The organism is Duganella sp. CF517, assembly GCF_900110275.1.
Classification (GTDB): Bacteria; Pseudomonadota; Gammaproteobacteria; order Burkholderiales; family Burkholderiaceae_D; genus Rugamonas.
The window spans coordinates 203,103-221,208 of the sequence record NZ_FODC01000007.1 but is presented as its reverse complement, the minus strand read 5'-3'; the positions used below and the strand labels follow the sequence as shown (position 1 = coordinate 221,208).

12 protein-coding genes are annotated in these 18,106 nt (G+C 62.8%); 4 read left to right on the top strand and 8 right to left on the bottom strand.

All coding sequences use genetic code 11. From position 1 onward, the window contains the following. Positions 1–69 precede the first annotated feature (69 nt). From BMX85_RS24930 to BMX85_RS24915, 4 genes are all read left to right on the top strand, one after another. Positions 70–2,799, top strand: coding sequence for a type VI secretion system Vgr family protein (locus tag BMX85_RS24930; RefSeq protein WP_090325239.1), 2,730 nt, complete (start codon positions 70–72; stop codon positions 2,797–2,799). Beyond that, positions 2,796–4,460, top strand: a complete 1,665-nt coding sequence (locus BMX85_RS24925; protein ID WP_090325238.1) for a hypothetical protein — start codon at positions 2,796–2,798, stop codon at positions 4,458–4,460. The genes BMX85_RS24930 and BMX85_RS24925 overlap by 4 nt, the downstream gene beginning before the upstream one ends. Beyond that, a complete protein-coding gene (locus BMX85_RS24920) occupies positions 4,457–5,056 on the top strand; it encodes a HEAT repeat domain-containing protein (RefSeq protein WP_090325236.1) in 600 nt (199 codons plus the stop codon). The genes BMX85_RS24925 and BMX85_RS24920 overlap by 4 nt, the downstream gene beginning before the upstream one ends. 462 nt (positions 5,057–5,518) lie before the next feature. Further along, a complete protein-coding gene (locus tag BMX85_RS24915) occupies positions 5,519–5,833 on the top strand; it encodes a PAAR domain-containing protein (protein WP_307174233.1) in 315 nt (104 codons plus the stop codon). 193 nt (positions 5,834–6,026) lie between these two features. On the opposite strand, the gene can is transcribed toward BMX85_RS24915, so the two are convergent. The 8 genes from can to recN form a co-directional block, all read right to left on the bottom strand. Beyond that, a complete protein-coding gene (gene can, locus BMX85_RS24910) occupies positions 6,027–6,704 on the bottom strand; it encodes a carbonate dehydratase (RefSeq protein WP_090325232.1) in 678 nt (225 codons plus the stop codon). 110 nt (positions 6,705–6,814) lie between these two features. Further along, positions 6,815–7,945, bottom strand: coding sequence for a molecular chaperone DnaJ (gene dnaJ / locus BMX85_RS24905; RefSeq protein WP_090325230.1), 1,131 nt, complete (start codon positions 7,943–7,945; stop codon positions 6,815–6,817). A gap of 128 nt (positions 7,946–8,073) precedes the next feature. Further along, on the bottom strand, positions 8,074–10,029 hold the full coding sequence (gene dnaK / locus BMX85_RS24900; protein WP_090325224.1) for a molecular chaperone DnaK: 1,956 nt from the start codon (positions 10,027–10,029) through the stop codon (positions 8,074–8,076). Between the two features lie 108 nt (positions 10,030–10,137). Then, the gene (gene grpE, locus BMX85_RS24895; protein WP_090325222.1) at positions 10,138–10,677 is read right to left on the bottom strand and encodes a nucleotide exchange factor GrpE; all 540 of its coding nucleotides are present in this window, start codon (positions 10,675–10,677) and stop codon (positions 10,138–10,140) included. 316 nt (positions 10,678–10,993) lie between these two features. Continuing rightward, positions 10,994–12,115 (bottom strand): ferrochelatase, encoded by a 1,122-nt coding sequence (gene hemH / locus BMX85_RS24890; RefSeq protein WP_090325221.1) that lies wholly within the window; start codon positions 12,113–12,115, stop codon positions 10,994–10,996. Between the two features lie 81 nt (positions 12,116–12,196). After that, a complete protein-coding gene (locus BMX85_RS24885; RefSeq protein ID WP_090325219.1) occupies positions 12,197–14,158 on the bottom strand; it encodes a hypothetical protein in 1,962 nt (653 codons plus the stop codon). A 101-nt stretch (positions 14,159–14,259) separates the two neighbouring features. Further along, positions 14,260–16,194 carry a hypothetical protein gene (locus BMX85_RS24880; protein WP_090325218.1) on the bottom strand — a complete coding sequence of 645 codons (1,935 nt, stop codon included), beginning with the start codon at positions 16,192–16,194 and terminating at the stop codon, positions 14,260–14,262. Between the two features lie 240 nt (positions 16,195–16,434). Further along, entirely contained in the window at positions 16,435–18,093 is a 1,659-nt protein-coding gene (gene recN, locus BMX85_RS24875; protein WP_090325216.1) for a DNA repair protein RecN, read from the bottom strand. Positions 18,094–18,106: the final 13 nt, after the last annotated feature.

Below are 18,106 nucleotides of genomic sequence, written 5' to 3'. Positions count from 1 at the left end.
TATCAGCGCGCGGTGCTTCCTCTCACGCCATTTTGCGCTGCGTTGATCAACACAAGGTAGCCGTCCACCATGGCCGATTTGAATACCCTCCCGTCGCCGGATCAAGTACTCGTTGAACAGCACGACCGCCTCGTCAAATTAACCACGCCACTTGGCGAAAACGTGCTTATACCGCAACGCGTGCTCGCCGATGACCGGCTGGCGCGAGGCTACGAATACTGGCTCGATTGCCTTTCGGTCGTCCACGATATCGAACTCAAAAAGCTCATTGCGCAACCCGTCACACTATGGGTGCGGCAGCAGGATCGGAACTATTTGCCCGTCCATGGCTACGTGCATACCATGAAGCGCCTGGGCAGCGACGGCCAGCTCACGTTTTACCAGCTGGCCTTCGCGCCATGGCTGCACTTCCTTAAATATCGGAAAGACGCACGGATCTGGCAAGACAAAACCGCCGACGACATATTGCGCGACGTATTTAACGTCCATCCGCAGGCGCAAGGGAATTTCCGCTTTGACGTGCGGGAGCCCGCGCGGCGGCGGTCGTATTGCACGCAATGCGATACAGACTGGCATTTTGCCCAACGGTTGATGGAAGAAGAAGGCTGGTACAGCTATCACGAGCAACTGCCCGACGGCTCCGGGCACGTTCTGGTGATCACCGACAGCGCCTTTGAACTAAAGCCTATCGCCCAGGAAGAAATTCACTTCCACTCTGGGGATACGGAAGACGAATTAAACAAGATCACGCATTGGCGCGCGGATCGCGGTATGGCGGCCAATCAACTGACCATCACAACGGACGATTACAAGGCGCCGAGCGTATCAAAGCAAAGCAATACCGTCGTGCGTGCAGAGCATGGCGATCTGCCTGCGCAGTTGGAAATCTATGAATACGCCGGCGCTTATAGCTATTCGAGACAGGAACACGGCGACAAGCTGGCACGCTTAAGGGTCGAGCAATGGGAATCGTGCATGAAACGGTACTTCGCCGTTTCGGGTGTGCGCTCGCTGCCAGTCGGTCGCTACTTCACCTTTGAAGACCATCGGGTGCATCAAGCCGATGCGCCGGAGGACCGCCAGTTCCTGGTGATTGCGGTGGAATGGTGTATCGAAAATAATCTACCGCTGTCGGACACACTCGCGAACTTTCCCGGCAGCCTGTTGGCGCAACTGAACGCGGCTAAGGCATCCATGGGGCGAGACATGGCGCGCGAGCACACGGGTCATTGTTTCAACCGCATGGAAGTCCAACGCCGCAAGGTTCCCTTCCGTAGCCCCTTCGAGCACACCAAGCCCGTTTTGCATCCGCAGACCGCGATAGTCGTCGGACCGGCGAATGAAGAGATTTATACCGATCATCTCAACCGCGTTAAAGTCCAGTTTCGCTGGGACCGGCAAAATCCCGGCGACGAGCGCGCTTCGTGCTGGGTGCGCGTCAGCTATCCCAACGCCGGTCAAGGCTGGGGAGGTGTCAATGTCCCGCGCGTGGGGCAGGAAGTCATTGTCACCTTCCTCAATGGCGATGCGGACCGTCCCGTGATCTCGGGACGTTTGTACAACGAGGAGCAGGCCCCGCAATGGCGCACGGACGGCAGGCTCTCGGGCTACAAGTCCAAGGAGTACAAAGGCAGTGGTTTTAATCAACTGGTGCTTGACGACACCACCAAGCAAAACAGGGTTCATCTCTATAGCACCAGCGCCCATGCGCAACTGACCCTTGGCTACCTCGTCAGCCAGCAAGGCAATACGCGCGGCGCCTTCTATGGATCGGGGTTTGCGCTCAGCACCGATGATTTCGGGGCGGTCGTCACGCAAAAGGGACTGTACCTGAGTACCTTTGGCCGAGCGGGACCGCAAGGCACGCAACTCGATGCGACCGAAGCGACCACGCAACTGAAAGCGGCCGCGTCGCTGACAAAAAACCTGTCTGACACAGCATCGAAGGCGGGCGCCGAAGCGCTGCTCGGCCAGGACGCGCTCAATCAATTCATCGACGCCACCCAGGAACGGTACGAAGGCGACGGCCAAGGCGGCGCCAACCGCTTTAAGGAGCCGATCCTTGTGGCGGCGTCGGCCGCAGGCATCGGCCTAGCTAGCACCAAAGGCACGCATGTGCACGCGGGCGCCGAAGTGACGCTGTCATCGGGCACGGATATCAATGTCGCGACGGGCAAAAGCCTACTCGCCAGCATTGCCGAAAAAATTAGTCTATTCGCCTACAACGCCGGCATCAAACTCTTTGCCGCCAAGGGCAAAGTCGAGGTCCAGGCGCAAAGCGACGACCTCGATCTTATTGCGGAAAAGGTGGTGCGCCTTTTGTCGACGACATCGCGTATCGAAATCCACGCCAAAGAAGAGGTTACGATTTCCGCAGGCGGCTCGTTCATCAAAATCAACGCATCCGGCATCACTAACGGAACGCCTGGCACCTGGACCGCGCAGGCATCGATGCATACGATGCCGGGGCCGACGAACAAGTCCTACTTGATGCCGCACGTGCCCAAATCCGAACTGCAAAAGACCGACGTGGAGTTCCGCCATCTCACCGACTGGGGAGCGCCGTTGGCCGGTGCCGCCTACAAGGCGACATTAAGCGATGGCAGCGTACGCAAGGGCATCCTCGACGCGCTGGGTGTCGCCCGGATCAGCGACGTGCCACCGGGCGCCGGCGCAAAGATTGAATATGACTACAAGCCTTTGCAGGCAAGCTCCACCGTCAGTACCGAATTGGATGACGACATCCATGAGCTACTGAACTGGACGCCGCGCGGCGCGAAAAAAGAGGGTCAGGTATGACCAAGCGGCCAGACGAAAACGGTATTCTGGACGACGCCTGGGAGCAGATCGTCGGCGGAATGGATTGGCTCAAATCCGTGTTCTTCGGCGAGTTCGTCGACAATCGTCCGCTATCGGCCGTCATGGCCGATATGTTGGTGAGCTTTCTGCCTGGCGTGGTCATCGTCACCAGCGCCCGCGACGCGGTCGCGGTCATTCTACGGTTGGCCAACCATCCGGAGAAGCGGGAAGACTTGATGGAGTGGGTGTTGTTGTGCGCCTGTCTTATCGTCATCGCGTTGCCACTGGCGATGGCTGCCGGCGGTTTCGGGGCGGCCGGCGTTGGCGCTATTGTCGGCGGCATCGCCGGCTCGGAGTTGGGTGCGGCGCTGCGTGCGGTCATGCTGTTGTTGATCAAGGAGGCGTCCGAGCTGGTGGAACTGGTGCGCTTCCTGCAAAAGTTCATCAAGGGTGACATCTTAAAGTTTTTGCGCGCAGTTAAATTTGCGCAGTACGAAAAGGCCCTGCTTCAGGCGCTGCGCAAGATCAGCGGTAAGCTGCTGGAAATCGTCAAGTCGCTGCGTGTGCACTTGGAAAGCCTGAAGTACTTCGATAGCGTCAAGGCCGCCATTGCCAAACTTGTCGAGTGGGAGAAGAAGTTTTACGCAGTACAGCAGGACGGGCTGAAACAAATCCCCAAAGCGCTGGTCGAACTCGACGCGCGGTTGGGAAAGGTGTTGGCACAGGCCGCGCCCAAGGAAGCGCACACGGTGTCCGCTGGCGTCCAGGCCGACAAAACGGTGGCGGCGGTCCCGGCAAAGCAGCGGGTTAGGGACACGCCGGGAAAAGTACTGGCGAAAGTAGAGGATGAAGCGCCTGCGGCAGGCGCTACGCTAAAGCCAACCACCAAGCCCGCACCCAAACCAAAGGGAACTCCAAAGCCAGTTCCGGATCCACCGTTAAAAGACAGCCCTCATCCGGGCAAGCCTCCTGACGATGGAGCCAACACGAAGAAGCAAGCCGCAGCTGATGCGACGGCGGCGGCCGATCTCGAGCGGGTCACACAATTATCGAACGAAGCAAAGGAAGCGGAAAAAAGTGGCGACACGGCGCTCGCCGCAGCAAAAATTAAGGAAGCTCGCGACATATTGGAGCCGCACCTGCCCAAAAATCCGGGCGATAACTGGGATGAGGTGATAAAAAGGCTAGACGTATCATCGCCAAAAGATGGTGCAGTGTTCTGGTCAGGCACGTCTTATCAGGCAAAGCTTACTGGCCACCCAGACGCGGCGAGAACATTTGCAGAGAAGATTGGCGGGGTAACTTTGGAAACCACGCCGGGCGGCCGGATAATTGATAATTGGCCAGAGGTGAACAGCAAATTCGCATGGAACGCCGATAAAGGCCCACCACCGTGGACAAGCGATTTATGGGAAAACGTTTCGAAAAAATATGCCGAAGCAGTGACTGGGCAAGTAAATCTTGTACAGACTCCGGCTAAGCTATGGGACCCGACGACCATCTGGCATACTCAAGAAAAACCCACCTTAACCTATCTTCAAAAAATGGGACAGATAAGTGAAATCAAGGTGCATGTCGTAGATGGCAGTTCAACAACGAATGTACTTTCCCAAGGGTACATTGAACAGCTACTAAAATTTGATCAAAGACCGAAACCATGAATGCATATCAACGATTTTTAGACTTCTTTTCGATGCAGAATAAGGAACGCTTGGACGGACTGAGTGAAAGTTATTTCACTGACATGACCCATGAGGAAAGAGAGATGGCATTTGATTACCTGTTAAAACTTGTGGAGAAAGGAGGGACTGAAGAAAGCGTTCATGGCCTTTTTAGAGCCGACCGTAATCGTGCTGGTGAGTCGATTAAGCGACTAATGGCGATGGGCGTGTTAAATGGTGATGCACAGATTGCCGCCGCCTGGAATCTTTCTCGTATAGAAAACGACGAGAGTCTGATTCAGATTTTCATTCGGTTTATGGCTGATCCAGACGAAAGATTAAGAGAAAAAGCAGCCTACTACGTGCCCGCGAGCAAGCTCACCCCTGAACTTAAATCCTGCCTCCAAGCAATGATTCGGGTAGAAACAGAGCAACTTGCGCGGATACATGCCGTGGACAAACTTTTAGAATGCTATGGCGTGAGCGAAGAATCGGTGGGTAAGAAAGAGTATTTGAGCATATACAGAAATCTGCATAATGAAGACCTACGGACCAAGGAAAATGCGTTCAAACAACTCGAAAAACTTTCCACGTAAAAATTACAATTTCCTCTCACGCACATGGCTTTTTCTTTACGTTTAGACAGAAGCCACTTAAGCAGGAAGAAAAAGATGCGTGGCGACGGATATGCACGCGCGTACATGCTTCAGGAAGAGTTACTCGATCACACCAGCGATCTTTCCTATCAAAAACATATGATTGAAGATCACTCGGATTACGTCGATTACCTGAGACCATTGGTGATAGATGCCATTGGTCGAACACCTCCGACCATAGAATCGGTTAGCTTTCTTAAACAAGTTATCTTAATCGAAACCGACAGTGACGAGGTGGCAAGAGCGGCACGCAGGTTGCTAAACGCGCTTAACGTTCCGCACGTACCGAAGCTGATCAGACGAACTATAGAAAGTTGATCGGAGAATTACGAAGCGATAGCATCGCGGAAAAACTAAAGGTTTTTACACGCCTAACAAAGCTTGAAACCGAATTATCATCGAATGCCTGAGTCGAAATTAAACGCAAACACTCCTGAGATAGGAACTAGCATGGCGCTGCCCATTGTTCGGTTGGGGGATATGACGTCTCATGGTGGTACCGTCACCACCGCATCGCCGACTCACAGTATCGGAGGCATTGGCATCGCACGCATGGGTGACAAAATTTCATGTCCGATGCCGGGACATGGCGTAAATGTCATTGTCGAGGGCACGGCGACTTATCTGGTTGGTGGACGAATGGTCGCTTTGCACGGTCACAAGTGCGCTTGCGGATGTACGCTTATCTCCAGCCTCGCCTCAGCAACGCATGGGTAGCACAATTTTTGGGGGGCTTCCAGAAGGCGTCAGAGACGAGCGCCTAACGCCATCGAAAACGACGTCATCAATCGTCGCGACAGCTGCCTCCAAAGTACTCAGAAATGAAAGCACGAGTAAGTCTTCAAAGACAGCTGCGGGTTGTGCCCTACTCAACGATTTAGCGGGCAGAAATGATACCGCTGAAGCCGAATCAGCTCAACTGATCCTCATACTTGCCCAGCCTGACAGCCGAACGCGGCGCCAATTCATGCGCGGCCGTGACGGTCATGCCCAGGTCGTGCAGCTTGCCATCCTCGATACCGTAGACCCAACCATGGACGGTGACGTCCTGGCCGCGATCCCACGCATCCTGCAAAATCGTGGTCTGGCACACGTTGGAGACCTGCTCCACCACATTCAACTCCACCAGCCGTTTCGACCGCTCCTGGCTTGGCATCACATCGCCCATGTAGCGGCCATGCTTCTGGTTGACGTCCTGCACATGGCGCAGCCAGTTGTCGACCAGGCCGAAACGCTGGCCCGTCATCGCCGCGTGCACGCCCTTGCAGCCGTAGTGGCCGACGATGATCACATGCTTCACCTTCAGCACATCGATCGCGAACTGCAGCACCGACAGCGCGTTCAGGTCCGAGTGCACCACCACGTTGGCGATATTGCGGTGGACGAAAACGTCGCCCGGGGCAAGGCCCAGCAGCTCGTTCGCCGGCACGCGGCTGTCCGAACAACCGATCCACAGATATTCCGGCGCCGCCTGCGTGGCGAGGCGGTTAAAGAAATCCGCATCGCGTGCCACTACCGAATCGGCCCACTTGCGGTTGTTTTCCAACAGGCCGCGCAACGGGGAATTGCTGATGTCTTGATCGCTCATGAATGCTCCTCTTGTACTTGTACATAAGAAGACCGCCGAGCCGCCCAAGATGGGCTGCACGGCGGTCCGATATTACGCGTCCTGTGTGACGACGGGGTTACACAAAACGGTTACTCAAAAAAGTCCTTCACCTTGTCGCGCCAGGTTTTGCTTTGCGGGCTATGCTTGGCGCCGCCCTCGGTGGTCAGCTTCTCGAAATCGCGCAGCATGTCCTTCTGCTTCTCGGTCAGCTTGACCGGGGTCTCGACCGCCACGTGGCAGAACAAGTCGCCCGCGAAGCCGGAACGCACGCCCTTGATGCCCTTGCCCTTGAGGCGGAAGGTCTTGCCCGACTGGGTGCCTTCGGGGATCGTGAACGACACTTTACCAGAGAGCGTCGGCACTTCGATTTCGCCGCCCAGCGCCGCCTTGGCGAACGAGATCGGCATCTCGCAATGCAGGTCGTCGCCCTCGCGCTGGAACACCGTGTGCGGCTTGATGTGGATCTCCACATACAAATCGCCCGACGGTCCGCCGTTGGTCCCCGGTTCGCCGTTGCCGGACGAGCGGATGCGCATGCCGTTGTCGATACCGACCGGTATCTTCACTTCCAGCGTCTTGTTACGCTTGATGCGGCCCTGGCCCGCGCACGCGGCGCATGGCTCGGGGATGATCTTGCCGGTGCCGTGGCACTTCGGGCAGGTCTGCTGGATGCTGAAGAAGCCCTGCTGCATGCGCACCTGGCCGTGGCCCGCGCACGTGGTGCAGGTGACCGGCGAGGTGCCCGGCTTGGCGCCGGATCCGTGGCAGGTGTCGCACTTGTCCCACGACGGCACGCGGATCGTCGTGTCGAAGCCGTGCGCCGCCTGCTCCAGCGTGATCTCGAGGTTGTAGCGCAGATCGGCGCCGCGATAGACCTGCGGGCCGGCGCCGCGGCCACGGCCGCCACCACCGAAGATGTCGCCGAAGATGTCGCCGAAGGCGTCGCCGAAACCGCCGGCGCCGCCGCCAAAGCCGCCCCCGCCGCCCATGTTCGGATCGACGCCGGCGTGACCGTAACGGTCATACGCCTCGCGCTTTTCCGGATTGGTCAGCATCTCGTACGCTTCTTTGACTTCCTTGAATTTTTCTTCCGACTCTTTGCTATCCGGATTGCGGTCCGGATGGTATTTCATCGCCAGTTTGCGATAGGACTTCTTGATCTCGTCTTCCGACGCGTTTTTTGCGACACCAAGTGTCTCGTAGAAATCACGCTTTGCCATTTTGTCGGGACCTTGCTGTATTTATACTGTGTGCTGATTACGCTAAAAAGCCGAGCCGGCACCGCTTACACGGCCGCACGGCTCGGCGCTCGCCGCTTCGTAGGGGAAGCGGCGCTCTTGCGGACAAATTACTTGCTGTCTTTGACTTCTTTGAAGTCGGCGTCGACCACGTCGTCCTGTGGCTTGGCCTGTTCGGCGCCGGCGCCCGCGCCCGGACCACCCTGGGCACCTTCGCCGCCGCCGGCCGCAGCCTGCTGCGCCTGCATGTCGGCGTACATCTTCTCGCCCAGCTTCTGCGAGGCGGTCGACAGCGCGGCCACCTTGGCGTCGATGTCGGCCTTGTCGCCCGACTTGATCGAACCTTCCAGCTCGGTGATCGCCGCTTCGATCGCTTCCTTCTCGCCCGCTTCCAGCTTGTCGCCGTATTCGGTCAGCGACTTGCGGGTCGAGTGCACCAGCGCGTCGGCCTGGTTGCGCGATTCGGCCAGCTCTTTCACTTTCTTGTCTTCTTCGGCGTTGACTTCGGCGTCCTTCACCATCTTCTGGATTTCCGCTTCGGTCAGGCCGGAGTTGGCCTTGATCGTGATCTTGTTCTCTTTGCCGGTGGCCTTGTCTTTGGCGCCGACGTGCAGAATGCCGTTGGCGTCGATGTCGAAGGTCACTTCGATCTGTGGCGTGCCGCGCGATGCCGGCGGGATGCCTTCCAGATTGAATTCGCCCAGGCCCTTGTTACCGGCGGCGATTTCGCGCTCGCCCTGATACACCTTGATGGTCACGGCAGGCTGGTTGTCGTCGGCCGTCGAGAACACTTGCGAGAACTTGGTCGGAATCGTCGTGTTCTTGTGGATCATCTTGGTCATCACGCCGCCCAGGGTTTCGATACCCAGCGACAGCGGCGTCACGTCGAGCAGCAGCAAGTCCTTGCGCTCGCCCGACAGCACGGAACCCTGGATCGCGGCGCCGACGGCGACCGCTTCGTCCGGATTCACGTCCTTGCGTGGATCCTTGCCGAAGAACTCTTTGACTTTTTCCTGCACCTTCGGCATGCGGGTCATACCGCCGACCAGGATGATGTCGTCGATGTCGGACACTTTGACGCCCGCGTCCTTGATCGCCATGCGGCATGGCTCGATGGTCGCGTTGATCAGTTCCTCGACCAGCGATTCCAGCTTGGCGCGGGTCATCTTCAAGGTCAGGTGGACCGGCGCGCCGTTCGCCATGGCGATGTACGGCTCGTTGATTTCGGTCTGTTGCGACGACGACAGTTCGATCTTCGCGCGCTCGGCCGAAGCCTTGATGCGCTGCAGGGCGATCGGATCTTTCTTCAGATCCAGGCCGTTGATCTTCTTGAACTCGTCGATGATGTAATCGATGACGCGCTGGTCGAAGTCTTCGCCGCCGAGGAAGGTGTCGCCATTGGTGGCCAGCACTTCGAACTGCTTCTCGCCATCGACGTCGGCGATCTCGATGATCGAGACGTCGAACGTGCCGCCGCCCAGGTCATACACGGCGATCTTGCGGTCGCCCTTTTCGTTCTTGTCCAGGCCGAAGGCCAGCGCGGCCGCGGTCGGCTCGTTGATGATGCGCTTGACGTCCAGGCCGGCGATGCGGCCGGCGTCCTTGGTGGCCTGGCGTTGCGAGTCGTTGAAGTACGCCGGCACGGTGATGACCGCCTCGGTGACTTCTTCGCCGAGGTAGTCTTCGGCGGTTTTCTTCATTTTGCGCAGCACTTCGGCCGAAATCTGTTGCGGCGCCAGTTTCTTGTCGCGCACGCCGATCCACGCGTCGCCGTTGTCGGCCTTGGTGATCGTGTAAGGCATCAGGCCGATGTCCTTCTGCACTTCTTTTTCGTCGAACTTGCGGCCGATCAGACGCTTCACCGCGAACAGCGTGTTCTTCGGATTGGTCACTGCCTGGCGCTTGGCCGGCGAGCCGACGAGAATTTCACCATCTTCTTGGTAAGCAATGATCGATGGCGTCGTACGCGCGCCTTCGGCGTTTTCGATTACCTTTGGCTGACCATTTTCCATGATGGAAACGCAGGAATTTGTGGTTCCCAGATCGATACCGATAATTCTACCCATGATTTTTCTTCCTCTTTGCTAAGTTCAGATGGTACTAATATGTGGAAAAGCTGTATGTTTTCAAGTGCTTAAGTTCGGCTGACGGTGAAAATATTTTCACCCCGGACATCACTTCGCTTGCGCGGCGGTCACGATGGCGGGACGCAGCAGGCGGTCCGCGATCATATAACCTTTTTGCAGCACGGAAACTACGGTGTTGGCTTCCTGGTCCGCCGGCACCACGGCAACGGCCTGGTGCTTGTTCGGATCGAGCTTGTCGCCCTGCGCCGGCTGGATCTCCAGCAGGCGGTTCTTTTCAAACGCGGCGGTCAGCTGCTTGAGCGTCATTTCCACGCCTTCCTTCAGCGACTCGATCGATGGCGACTCGACCTTCAGGGCCATTTCCAGGCTGTCTTTGACCGGCACCATGGCTTCGGCGAAGCTTTCCACCGCGAATTTATGCGCCTTGGCGACATCTTCCTGGGCGCGGCGGCGGATGTTCTCGCTGTCGGCCTTGGCGCGCATGAACGCGTCATGCATTTCCGCCAGACGCGCTTCGGTGCTGGCCAGCTGTTCTTCCAGGGAAGGCTGCTGGTCAGGAGTCGATGGCGCGGCCGGCTCGGCGGCCGCTTCCGGATTAGGTACTGCTTGATTTTCCTGATCTTGCATCTAAAGACTCCTACAATCGTATTTGTTTGACATTACTTTTGTTACCGCACTGGCTGCAAATGGGGCGATATCCTATGTTTTCAAGGGTTATTCTGCCCACTGATTAATCAGCTGGTCACCAGCCCAGCGCCGGCTCCGGCGCGCGCCGGCGCCGCGCGCAGGCGGCGTCGGGCGGATCCAACAGTTGGCTATTTTAACAGGCTGGCACTCAACGACCGCAAGTGCTGATTATCCCGGAACCGGGCGGGTGTGGTGTAGTTGTCACTTTTTCAGCGGTTTCGGCGGCCGCACACCGCCGCGGCGCCGGTCGGCGGCGCTAGTCGGCGGCGCCCAGCCGCAGCGCGGCGGCGCGGCCGGTGTCGGCGTCCTTGCGGCGCTCCTCGTGCTGGGCGGGCGACATCTGGGTCGGCCAGCCGATCATGTGCTGCTCGGCGATCTCGCCCAGCGCGGCGATCCAGTCGGGCGCTTCGTTCAGGCACGGGATGTAGTGGAATCCGACGCCTTGGCGGCCGCCGGCCGCCTGTTCGAAATCATGCCGCACCTCCATCGAAATCTCTTCCAGCGTCTCCAGGCAATCGCTGGTGAAGCCCGGGCACATGATGTCGATGCGCTTGACGCCGTCGCGCGCCAGCTGGGCGACGGTCGGCGCCGTGTACGGCTGCAGCCACTCGGCCTTGCCGAAGCGCGACTGGAACGTGACCATGTACTGCTCCGGCTTCAATTTCAGCGCGGTAGCCAGCAGGCGCGCGGTCTTGAGGCACTCGCAGTGGTAGGGATCGCCCAGCATCAGGGTGCGCTTGGGCACGCCGTGGAAGCTCAGCACCAGCTTGTCGGGGCGGCCGTGCGCTTCCCAATGGGCCAGCACCGAGTTCTGCAGCGCGCGGATATAGGCGTCGTGGTCATGGTAGTTGCGCACGAAACGCAGCTCGGGGATGTTGCGCACCGAGCCGTAGTGGTCGAACACGGCGTCGTAGATCGAGCCGGTGGTGGTGCCGGAATACTGCGGATAGGCCGGCAGCACCAGGATGCGCTCGCAGCCGTCGGCCTTCAGCTTGGTCAACACTTCGGGAATCGACGGCGAGCCGTAGCGCATGGCCATGGCCACGGTCAGGTTCTCGTGGCCGCGTTCGCCGAGCGCGCCCAGCAGGTACATCGCCTGGGCGGCGGTGTGCACTTTCAGCGGCGAGCCCTCGCGGGTCCAGATGGTGGCGTATTTCTTGGCCGACTGGCCCGAGCGGAACGGCAGGATGATCAGGTTCAGGATGAACCACCAGACCGCGCGCGGGATTTCCACCACGCGCGGATCGGACAGAAACTCCTTCAGGTAGCGGCGCACCGCCGAGCGGGTCGGGGCGTCGGGCGTGCCCAGGTTGACCAGCACGATCGCGCTGCGGCCGACGGTGCCGTGCTTGTAAGGAGGTTCTTTGGAGAAAGTCATGGGGGCCAATGGCGGTTTGAATAGGACAGGTCGCCATTATAGATAAGAAACCCAATCGGCTGTGATGCCCGCTCCCGGGGTCTATTGTCGCAGCGTCAGCCCGCCCTCCACCACCACGGTGCGGTCGGCGCCCGCCGGCGGCCGCGCCGGCTCGTTGTCGTAATCGACGACCTCGGCGCCGGCGGCGTCGGCGTGCGTCACCCGCAGCCGCAGGCGGTCGAGCCGCGCGCCCTGCAGCGCGCCGCCATCGACGGCCTCGAGCACGAAACGATAGCCGGCCCGGCCGTCGAGCCGGCCAGTACCCGTCACCCGCGCGCGGCCCTCGCCGGTCCTGGTGGCGCGCGTCACCGCATCGCTGCGGAAGTGGAACGGGCCGGAAAACCACGCCATCGGCGCGCCGGCGGCGACGCCTGCCGTGGGCGCCGCGCCGTCGAGCGGCGCCCACAGCGCGAACCGCAGCGGCGCGTGTGGAAAGCCGCGCTGCCCGCGCCTGCCCGGTGTCGCGGCGCCGGCCAGCACGCCCTCGCCGCTGAGCGAGGCCATGCCGGGCGCCTCGACGAAGACGTTGCGCCGCAGCTCGGTGGAGCGGCCGCCCGAATCGGTGACCACCACCGTCACGGCGTAATAGCCGACCGCGCAGAACCGGTGCCGCAGCCTTGCCTGGCCGACGCCGCCGGCCTCGGTGACGCTGGGCGCCGGCGACGGGCAGCCGTCGGCCCAGGCCACGCCGGCCGTGTGCGTTTGCGCCCAGGCGTTGTCGGTGAAGTTGAGCGTCAAGTCCAGCTCCTGGCCGAGCTCGACCACGACCGGCAGGCCGACGATCGGGCCGAGCACCGGCGCGTCGGTGCCGCGCAGGCCGGGGCGCAGCATGACCAGCCCGGCGTTCGATGTCGCCAGCATGGCGCCGTTGTCGTTGATCGCCAGCGCCTCCCACAACGCCAGGCCGGCCGGCGCGCGGTACAGGCGCGTGGTCAAGTCGACCGGCAGCGTGGTCGACGACGGCCAGCGCACCGCGCGCTGGATGAAGCCGTCGGCCGTGGCGCGCAAGGTCGAGCCGGCGATCTCGCCGCGCTCGTTGATGTCGGCCGCGTGGCTGAACAGGCTGGCGTCGACCGGCAGGCGCGCCAGGCCGCGTCCCAGGGTCCAATGGACGGCCTTGCGCTGCTCGCCGACCTCCCCGCTACCGACCAGCTCGCCACGGTTGTTCAGGTCGCCGGGACGGTAGTCGATGCCGGCGTCGATCGACAGCGTGCCCGTGGCGCGGCTCCAGAACAGGGCTTTCCAGGGGGCGAAAGGGCCTTCGTTGATCAAGCCGCCAACTTCGCCGCGGTCGTTGATGTGGACGCCGTAGCCGAAGCCGCCGGGCACCGCGCTGATGTCGGTGGCGGCGCCGGCGCGGTCCCACAGGACGGCGTGCGGCACGCTGTTGCCGGTGGTGCCGGTGGAGACGCCGGTGGCGTAGCCGGTTTTGTTGATGGCGCGCGCTTCGGAATACTCGGCCAGCGGCGGCCCCAGGCGCGTGGCGCCGCCGAGCGGATTCCAGCGCACCGCGCGCACCATGCCGCCGGGATCGGTCAGCCGGCCGACGATCTCGTTGCGGTCGTTGATATCGGCCGCCGCCGACGGCGCCGTGCCGGGCAACGCGCGCATGCCGCCGGCCAGGGTCCAGGCGTAGGCGATCCCGCCGGCCTGCCCGGCGCCGGCCGAGGCGCCCACCACCACGCCATGGCTGTTCAGGGCGCCCACATAGGTGAAGCCGCCGCCCAGCGAGCCGATCGGCCGGATGCGGTCGCCGTCGAAGTAGTGGCTGACGGTGTCGGGGAAATTGTCGTCGGTGAACGCCGCCTGGCCGCGCTCGTTGAGCACCGCCGCGGTCGGCTCCGGCCCGAGGTTGATAACCGTGTAGAGGCCGAAGGGAAACTGGCCGGCCTGGTTTTTCGGCTCGGCCGGCGGGGTCTGCGCGCCGGCCCAGAATGGCAGCGACGCGCACAGCGCGGCGATGGCGCGCCGGCGCGCGACGCCGCAAATCGATGAAGTGTGCATGATGGAGCTTCCTCGCAAAAAGAAAAGGCGCGCAAGCGGGCGCCTGCGCGGACGGGGCCGGCACGCCACGGCAACGCGCGCCGGCCCGCACACCGATGCCGCTAGCGGCGCAGCGTCAGCCCGCCCTGGACCACGGCGCCGCGCTGGCCGCCGGCCGCCGCGCCCGGCGCGCCGTTGTCGTAATCGGCCACCTCGGCGCCGGTGGCGTCGACGTGGGTCACGCGCAGCCGCAGGCGGTCGGCGCCGGCGCCCTCCCCGGCATCGCCATCGACGGCCTCGAGCACGAAGCGGTAGCCGTCCAGGCCGTTGAGCCGGCCCGCGCCTTCCAGCCGCGCCTGGCCGCCGGTCGAATCGGCCCGCGTCACCACGTCGCCATCGAACTGGAACGGGCCGGAGAAGCGGAGCACGGCCTTGCCGGCGGCGGCGCCCGGCGCGTCGCCGAGCGGCGCCCACAGCGCGAAGCGCAGCGGTGCGTGCCGATGCCCGGGCGCCGCCAGCGCGCCGCCGGCGGCCAACGCGCCCTCGCCGCTGAGCGCGGCCAGCGTCGGCGACACGACCAGTAAGTTGCGCCACGTTTCGGTCGCGCGTCCGCCCGAATCGGTGACCAGCACCTTGACGGTGTGATAGCCGGGCGCGCAAAAACCATGCTGCAGCCGCACCTGGCCGGTGCCGCCGCCCTCGCCGGCGGTCGACGCCGACGACGGGCAGCCGTCGCTCCAGACGGCGCTGGCGGTGTGGGTTTGCGCGGCGTTGTTGTCGGAGAAGTTGAGCGTCATCGTCAAGTCTTGGCCGAGCTCCGCCATGGCTGGCAGCCCGATGACGGGACCGAGCACCGGCGCGTCGGTGCCGCGCCGGCCGGGGCGCAGCAGCACCAGGCCGGCGTTCGAGTCGGCCAGGATGTCGCCGCGGTCGTTGATCCGGAAGGCCGCGCGCAGCTCCAGGCCCGCCGGCGCCCGGTACAGTTGCGTGTTCAGGTCGATCGGCACGGCGGTATAGGACGGCCATAACGCCGCGCGCCAGGCCGCGCCCTCGGCCGCGGCGACGGCGCCGACGATCTCGCTCCGGTCGTTGATGTCGTAGGCCTGGCTGATGCTGCCAAAGCCCAGCTGCAACGGCACGATACCGCGCCGCAAAGTCCAGTAGAAGCCGCGGGGACGGCCGCCGATCTCGGCGCTGCCGACGATCTCGCTTCGATTGTTCAGGTCGCCGAGGCCGAATGCCGGGCCGGCGTCGATGCGCACGGTGCCGGTGTCACGGCTCCAGAAAAACCCCTCGGTGCGGCCGGTGGCGGGGTAGTTGAACACGCCGGCCACCTCGTTGCGCTCGTTGATGCGCAGGCCGAAGCCGTCGCCGCCGTCGAACGGACCGAGGTCGGTCTGGGCGCCGTTGCGGTCCCACAACGTGGCATGGGCGTGGATGGCGCCGTCGGCGACGGTCGTGTAGCCGGTCGCGTAACCCCGGTTGTTGATGGCGGTGCCTTCCGACGACGACGCGGGAAGCGGCCCCAACAATGTCGTGCCGCCGTCCGGATTCCAGCGGATCGCGCGCGCCACCACGCCGGGCGCCGAGACCCAGCCGACGATCTCGTTGCGTTCGTTGATGTCGAGCGCCGTCGACGGCGCCGCGCCGGGCAGCACGCGCAGGCCGCCGGCCAGCGTCCACGAGAACGCCCGCGCGGCGGTCTCGTCGGCCGTTCTGGTCGCGCCCACCGCCACGCCGCGGTCGTTCAATCCGGACACCAAGGTGAAGCCGCCCGCCGTCGGGCCGATCGGCCAGATGCGCTCGCCGTCGAAGAAGCGGCTGATGGTGTCGGTGGCGTTGAAACCCGTAAACGCCACCTCGCCGCGCTCGTTGAGCACGGCGTTGGCGAGTTCCGGCCCGAGGTTGATCACCGTGTATTGGCTGACGCGCTGCTGGTCGACCGGGTTGGCTTGCGGCTCGGCGGCGCGGCACGGCAGCGCGGTGAACAAGGCGGCGATGGCGGCGGCGATGACGCGGCGGCGCGCGCCGGTGGTGCGGATCGATTGACGTTGCATGATGGCTTCCCCTCGCAAGAAATGCGCGCAAGCAGGCGCTTGCGCTGCGGCCACACGGATCGCGTCGGGAACGCTGGTCCGGTGCTGCCTTTAACTCTAGGCGCACGCGGCGGGCGGGGACTGACGGGGCGCAAACGTACCGGCGACAGCGGCGCCGGTCTTTCGGGCAAGGTTGGAGAGGGGAACTCGTCGGACGGATCAGCCCGTGTCGCAATGACAGACTTGACCCCGGGGTACGGATCAGGAGGCGAGCAACTCGCGCGCGTGCTTGCGCGTGGTGGCGGTGATCTCCAGCCCGCCCAGCATGCGCGCCACTTCCTCGACGCGCGCCTTGGCGTCGAGCACGTCGATGCGCGAGGCGGTTTTGCCGTTGTCCAAGGTTCCCTTGGCGACCTGGAAGTGCTGGCCGGCCTGGCTGGCCACCTGCGGCAGGTGCGTGACGCACAGCACTTGCCGCTCCTGCCCCAGGCGGCGCAACAGGCGGCCGACCACTTCGGCCACGCCGCCGCCGATGCCGCTGTCGACTTCGTCGAAGATCAACGTCGGCGTGGTGGTGGCGTTGGAGGTGATCACGGAAATGGCCAGCGAGATGCGCGCCAGTTCGCCGCCCGAGGCCACCTTGGCCAGCGGCCGCGCGGCCACGCCGGCGTGGCCGGCCACCAGGAACTCGACCTGCTCGAGGCCATGGGCTGTCGGTTCGCCGGGGTTGAGCGCGACCTCGAAACGCCCGCCCGTCATGTTCAGTTCCTGCATCGCCTTGGTGACCGCTTCGCCCAGCTGGCGCGCGGCCTGCGCGCGCGTGGCGCTCAGGCGACCCGCCACGTCCAGGTAGGCCGCCTTGAGTTTTTCCTCCTGCTTGCGCAGGCCCTCGATGTCGCTGGCGTCGGCGATTTGCGTCAGGCGCTCGGCCAGCTTCGCGTGCTCGTCCGGCAGATCCTCCTCGGTGACGCGGAACTTGCGCGCGGCCGAATGGATCGCCTCCATCCGCGATTCCACCTGGCGCAGCCGCTCCGGGTCCAGGTCGACGCGGTCGAGGTAATCGTTGATCGCGTACACCGCCTCCTGCAGCTGGATGCGCGCCGGTTCGATCAGGTCGACGATCGCTTGCAGGCCGGTGTCGATGTTGGCCAGCTTGCCGAGTTTTTGGTTGAGCGACGACAGCTGCGACAGGATCGGATGGTCCTCCGATTCCGACAGCGCCGCCAAGGCCTCCTGCGCGCCTTCGAGCAGGCTGGCGGCGTGCGACAGGCGGCTTTGCTCATTGGTGACCTCGGCCCATTCGCCCGGTTTGACGGCCAGCTTTTCCAGCTCGTTGACCTGCCACTCGAGGCGCTCGCGTTCATACAGCACGTTGGCGGCGTTGGTCTCGAATTCCTGCAGCTGCCTGGCCAGCGCGCGCCAGGCCTTGTGGCTGGCGGCCACCGCCTTGACGTCGGCGTCGGCGCCGGCGCCGGCCTGGCCGTCGAGCAGCACGCGCTGCGCCTCGGTTTTCATCAGCGACTGGTGCGCGTGCTGGCCGTGGATGTCAACCAGCATGTCGCCCAGCTCGCGCAGCTGCGCCGCCGTCGCGGCCACGCCGTTGATGTAGGCCTTGCTGCGGCCGGCGTTGTCGATCACGCGGCGCAGCAGCGCGCCGCCCTCCTCCACCGAGAACTCGTTGGCGGCGAGCCAGTCGCGCGCCTGTTCGTTGACGGCGAAATCGGCGGTGATGTCGGCCTTGGCCGCGCCCTCGCGCACCACGCTGGCGTCGCCGCGCCCGCCCAGCGCCAAGGTCAGCGCGTCGATCAGGATCGATTTGCCGGCCCCGGTCTCGCCGGTGAAGACGGTGAAGCCGGCGGAAAATTCCAGTTCTATCGAGTCGACGATGACGAAATCACGGATGGACAGGGTACGGAGCATGGATGCCTGGAGA

What these genes read in the sequence shown, in the direction of transcription:
- recN (WP_090325216.1), bottom strand. Translation starts at nt 18,093, where the DNA reads ATGCTCCGTACCCTGTCCATCCGTGATTTCGTCATCGTCGACTCGATA.
- dnaJ (WP_090325230.1), bottom strand. Translation starts at nt 7,945, where the DNA reads ATGGCAAAGCGTGATTTCTACGAGACACTTGGTGTCGCAAAAAACGCG.
- can (WP_090325232.1), bottom strand. Translation starts at nt 6,704, where the DNA reads ATGAGCGATCAAGACATCAGCAATTCCCCGTTGCGCGGCCTGTTGGAA.
- dnaK (WP_090325224.1), bottom strand. Translation starts at nt 10,029, where the DNA reads ATGGGTAGAATTATCGGTATCGATCTGGGAACCACAAATTCCTGCGTT.
- BMX85_RS24920 (WP_090325236.1), top strand. Translation starts at nt 4,457, where the DNA reads ATGAATGCATATCAACGATTTTTAGACTTCTTTTCGATGCAGAATAAG.
- BMX85_RS24925 (WP_090325238.1), top strand. Translation starts at nt 2,796, where the DNA reads ATGACCAAGCGGCCAGACGAAAACGGTATTCTGGACGACGCCTGGGAG.
- BMX85_RS24915 (WP_307174233.1), top strand. Translation starts at nt 5,519, where the DNA reads ATGCCTGAGTCGAAATTAAACGCAAACACTCCTGAGATAGGAACTAGC.
- BMX85_RS24885 (WP_090325219.1), bottom strand. Translation starts at nt 14,158, where the DNA reads ATGCACACTTCATCGATTTGCGGCGTCGCGCGCCGGCGCGCCATCGCC.
- grpE (WP_090325222.1), bottom strand. Translation starts at nt 10,677, where the DNA reads ATGCAAGATCAGGAAAATCAAGCAGTACCTAATCCGGAAGCGGCCGCC.
- BMX85_RS24880 (WP_090325218.1), bottom strand. Translation starts at nt 16,194, where the DNA reads ATGCAACGTCAATCGATCCGCACCACCGGCGCGCGCCGCCGCGTCATC.
- hemH (WP_090325221.1), bottom strand. Translation starts at nt 12,115, where the DNA reads ATGACTTTCTCCAAAGAACCTCCTTACAAGCACGGCACCGTCGGCCGC.
- BMX85_RS24930 (WP_090325239.1), top strand. Translation starts at nt 70, where the DNA reads ATGGCCGATTTGAATACCCTCCCGTCGCCGGATCAAGTACTCGTTGAA.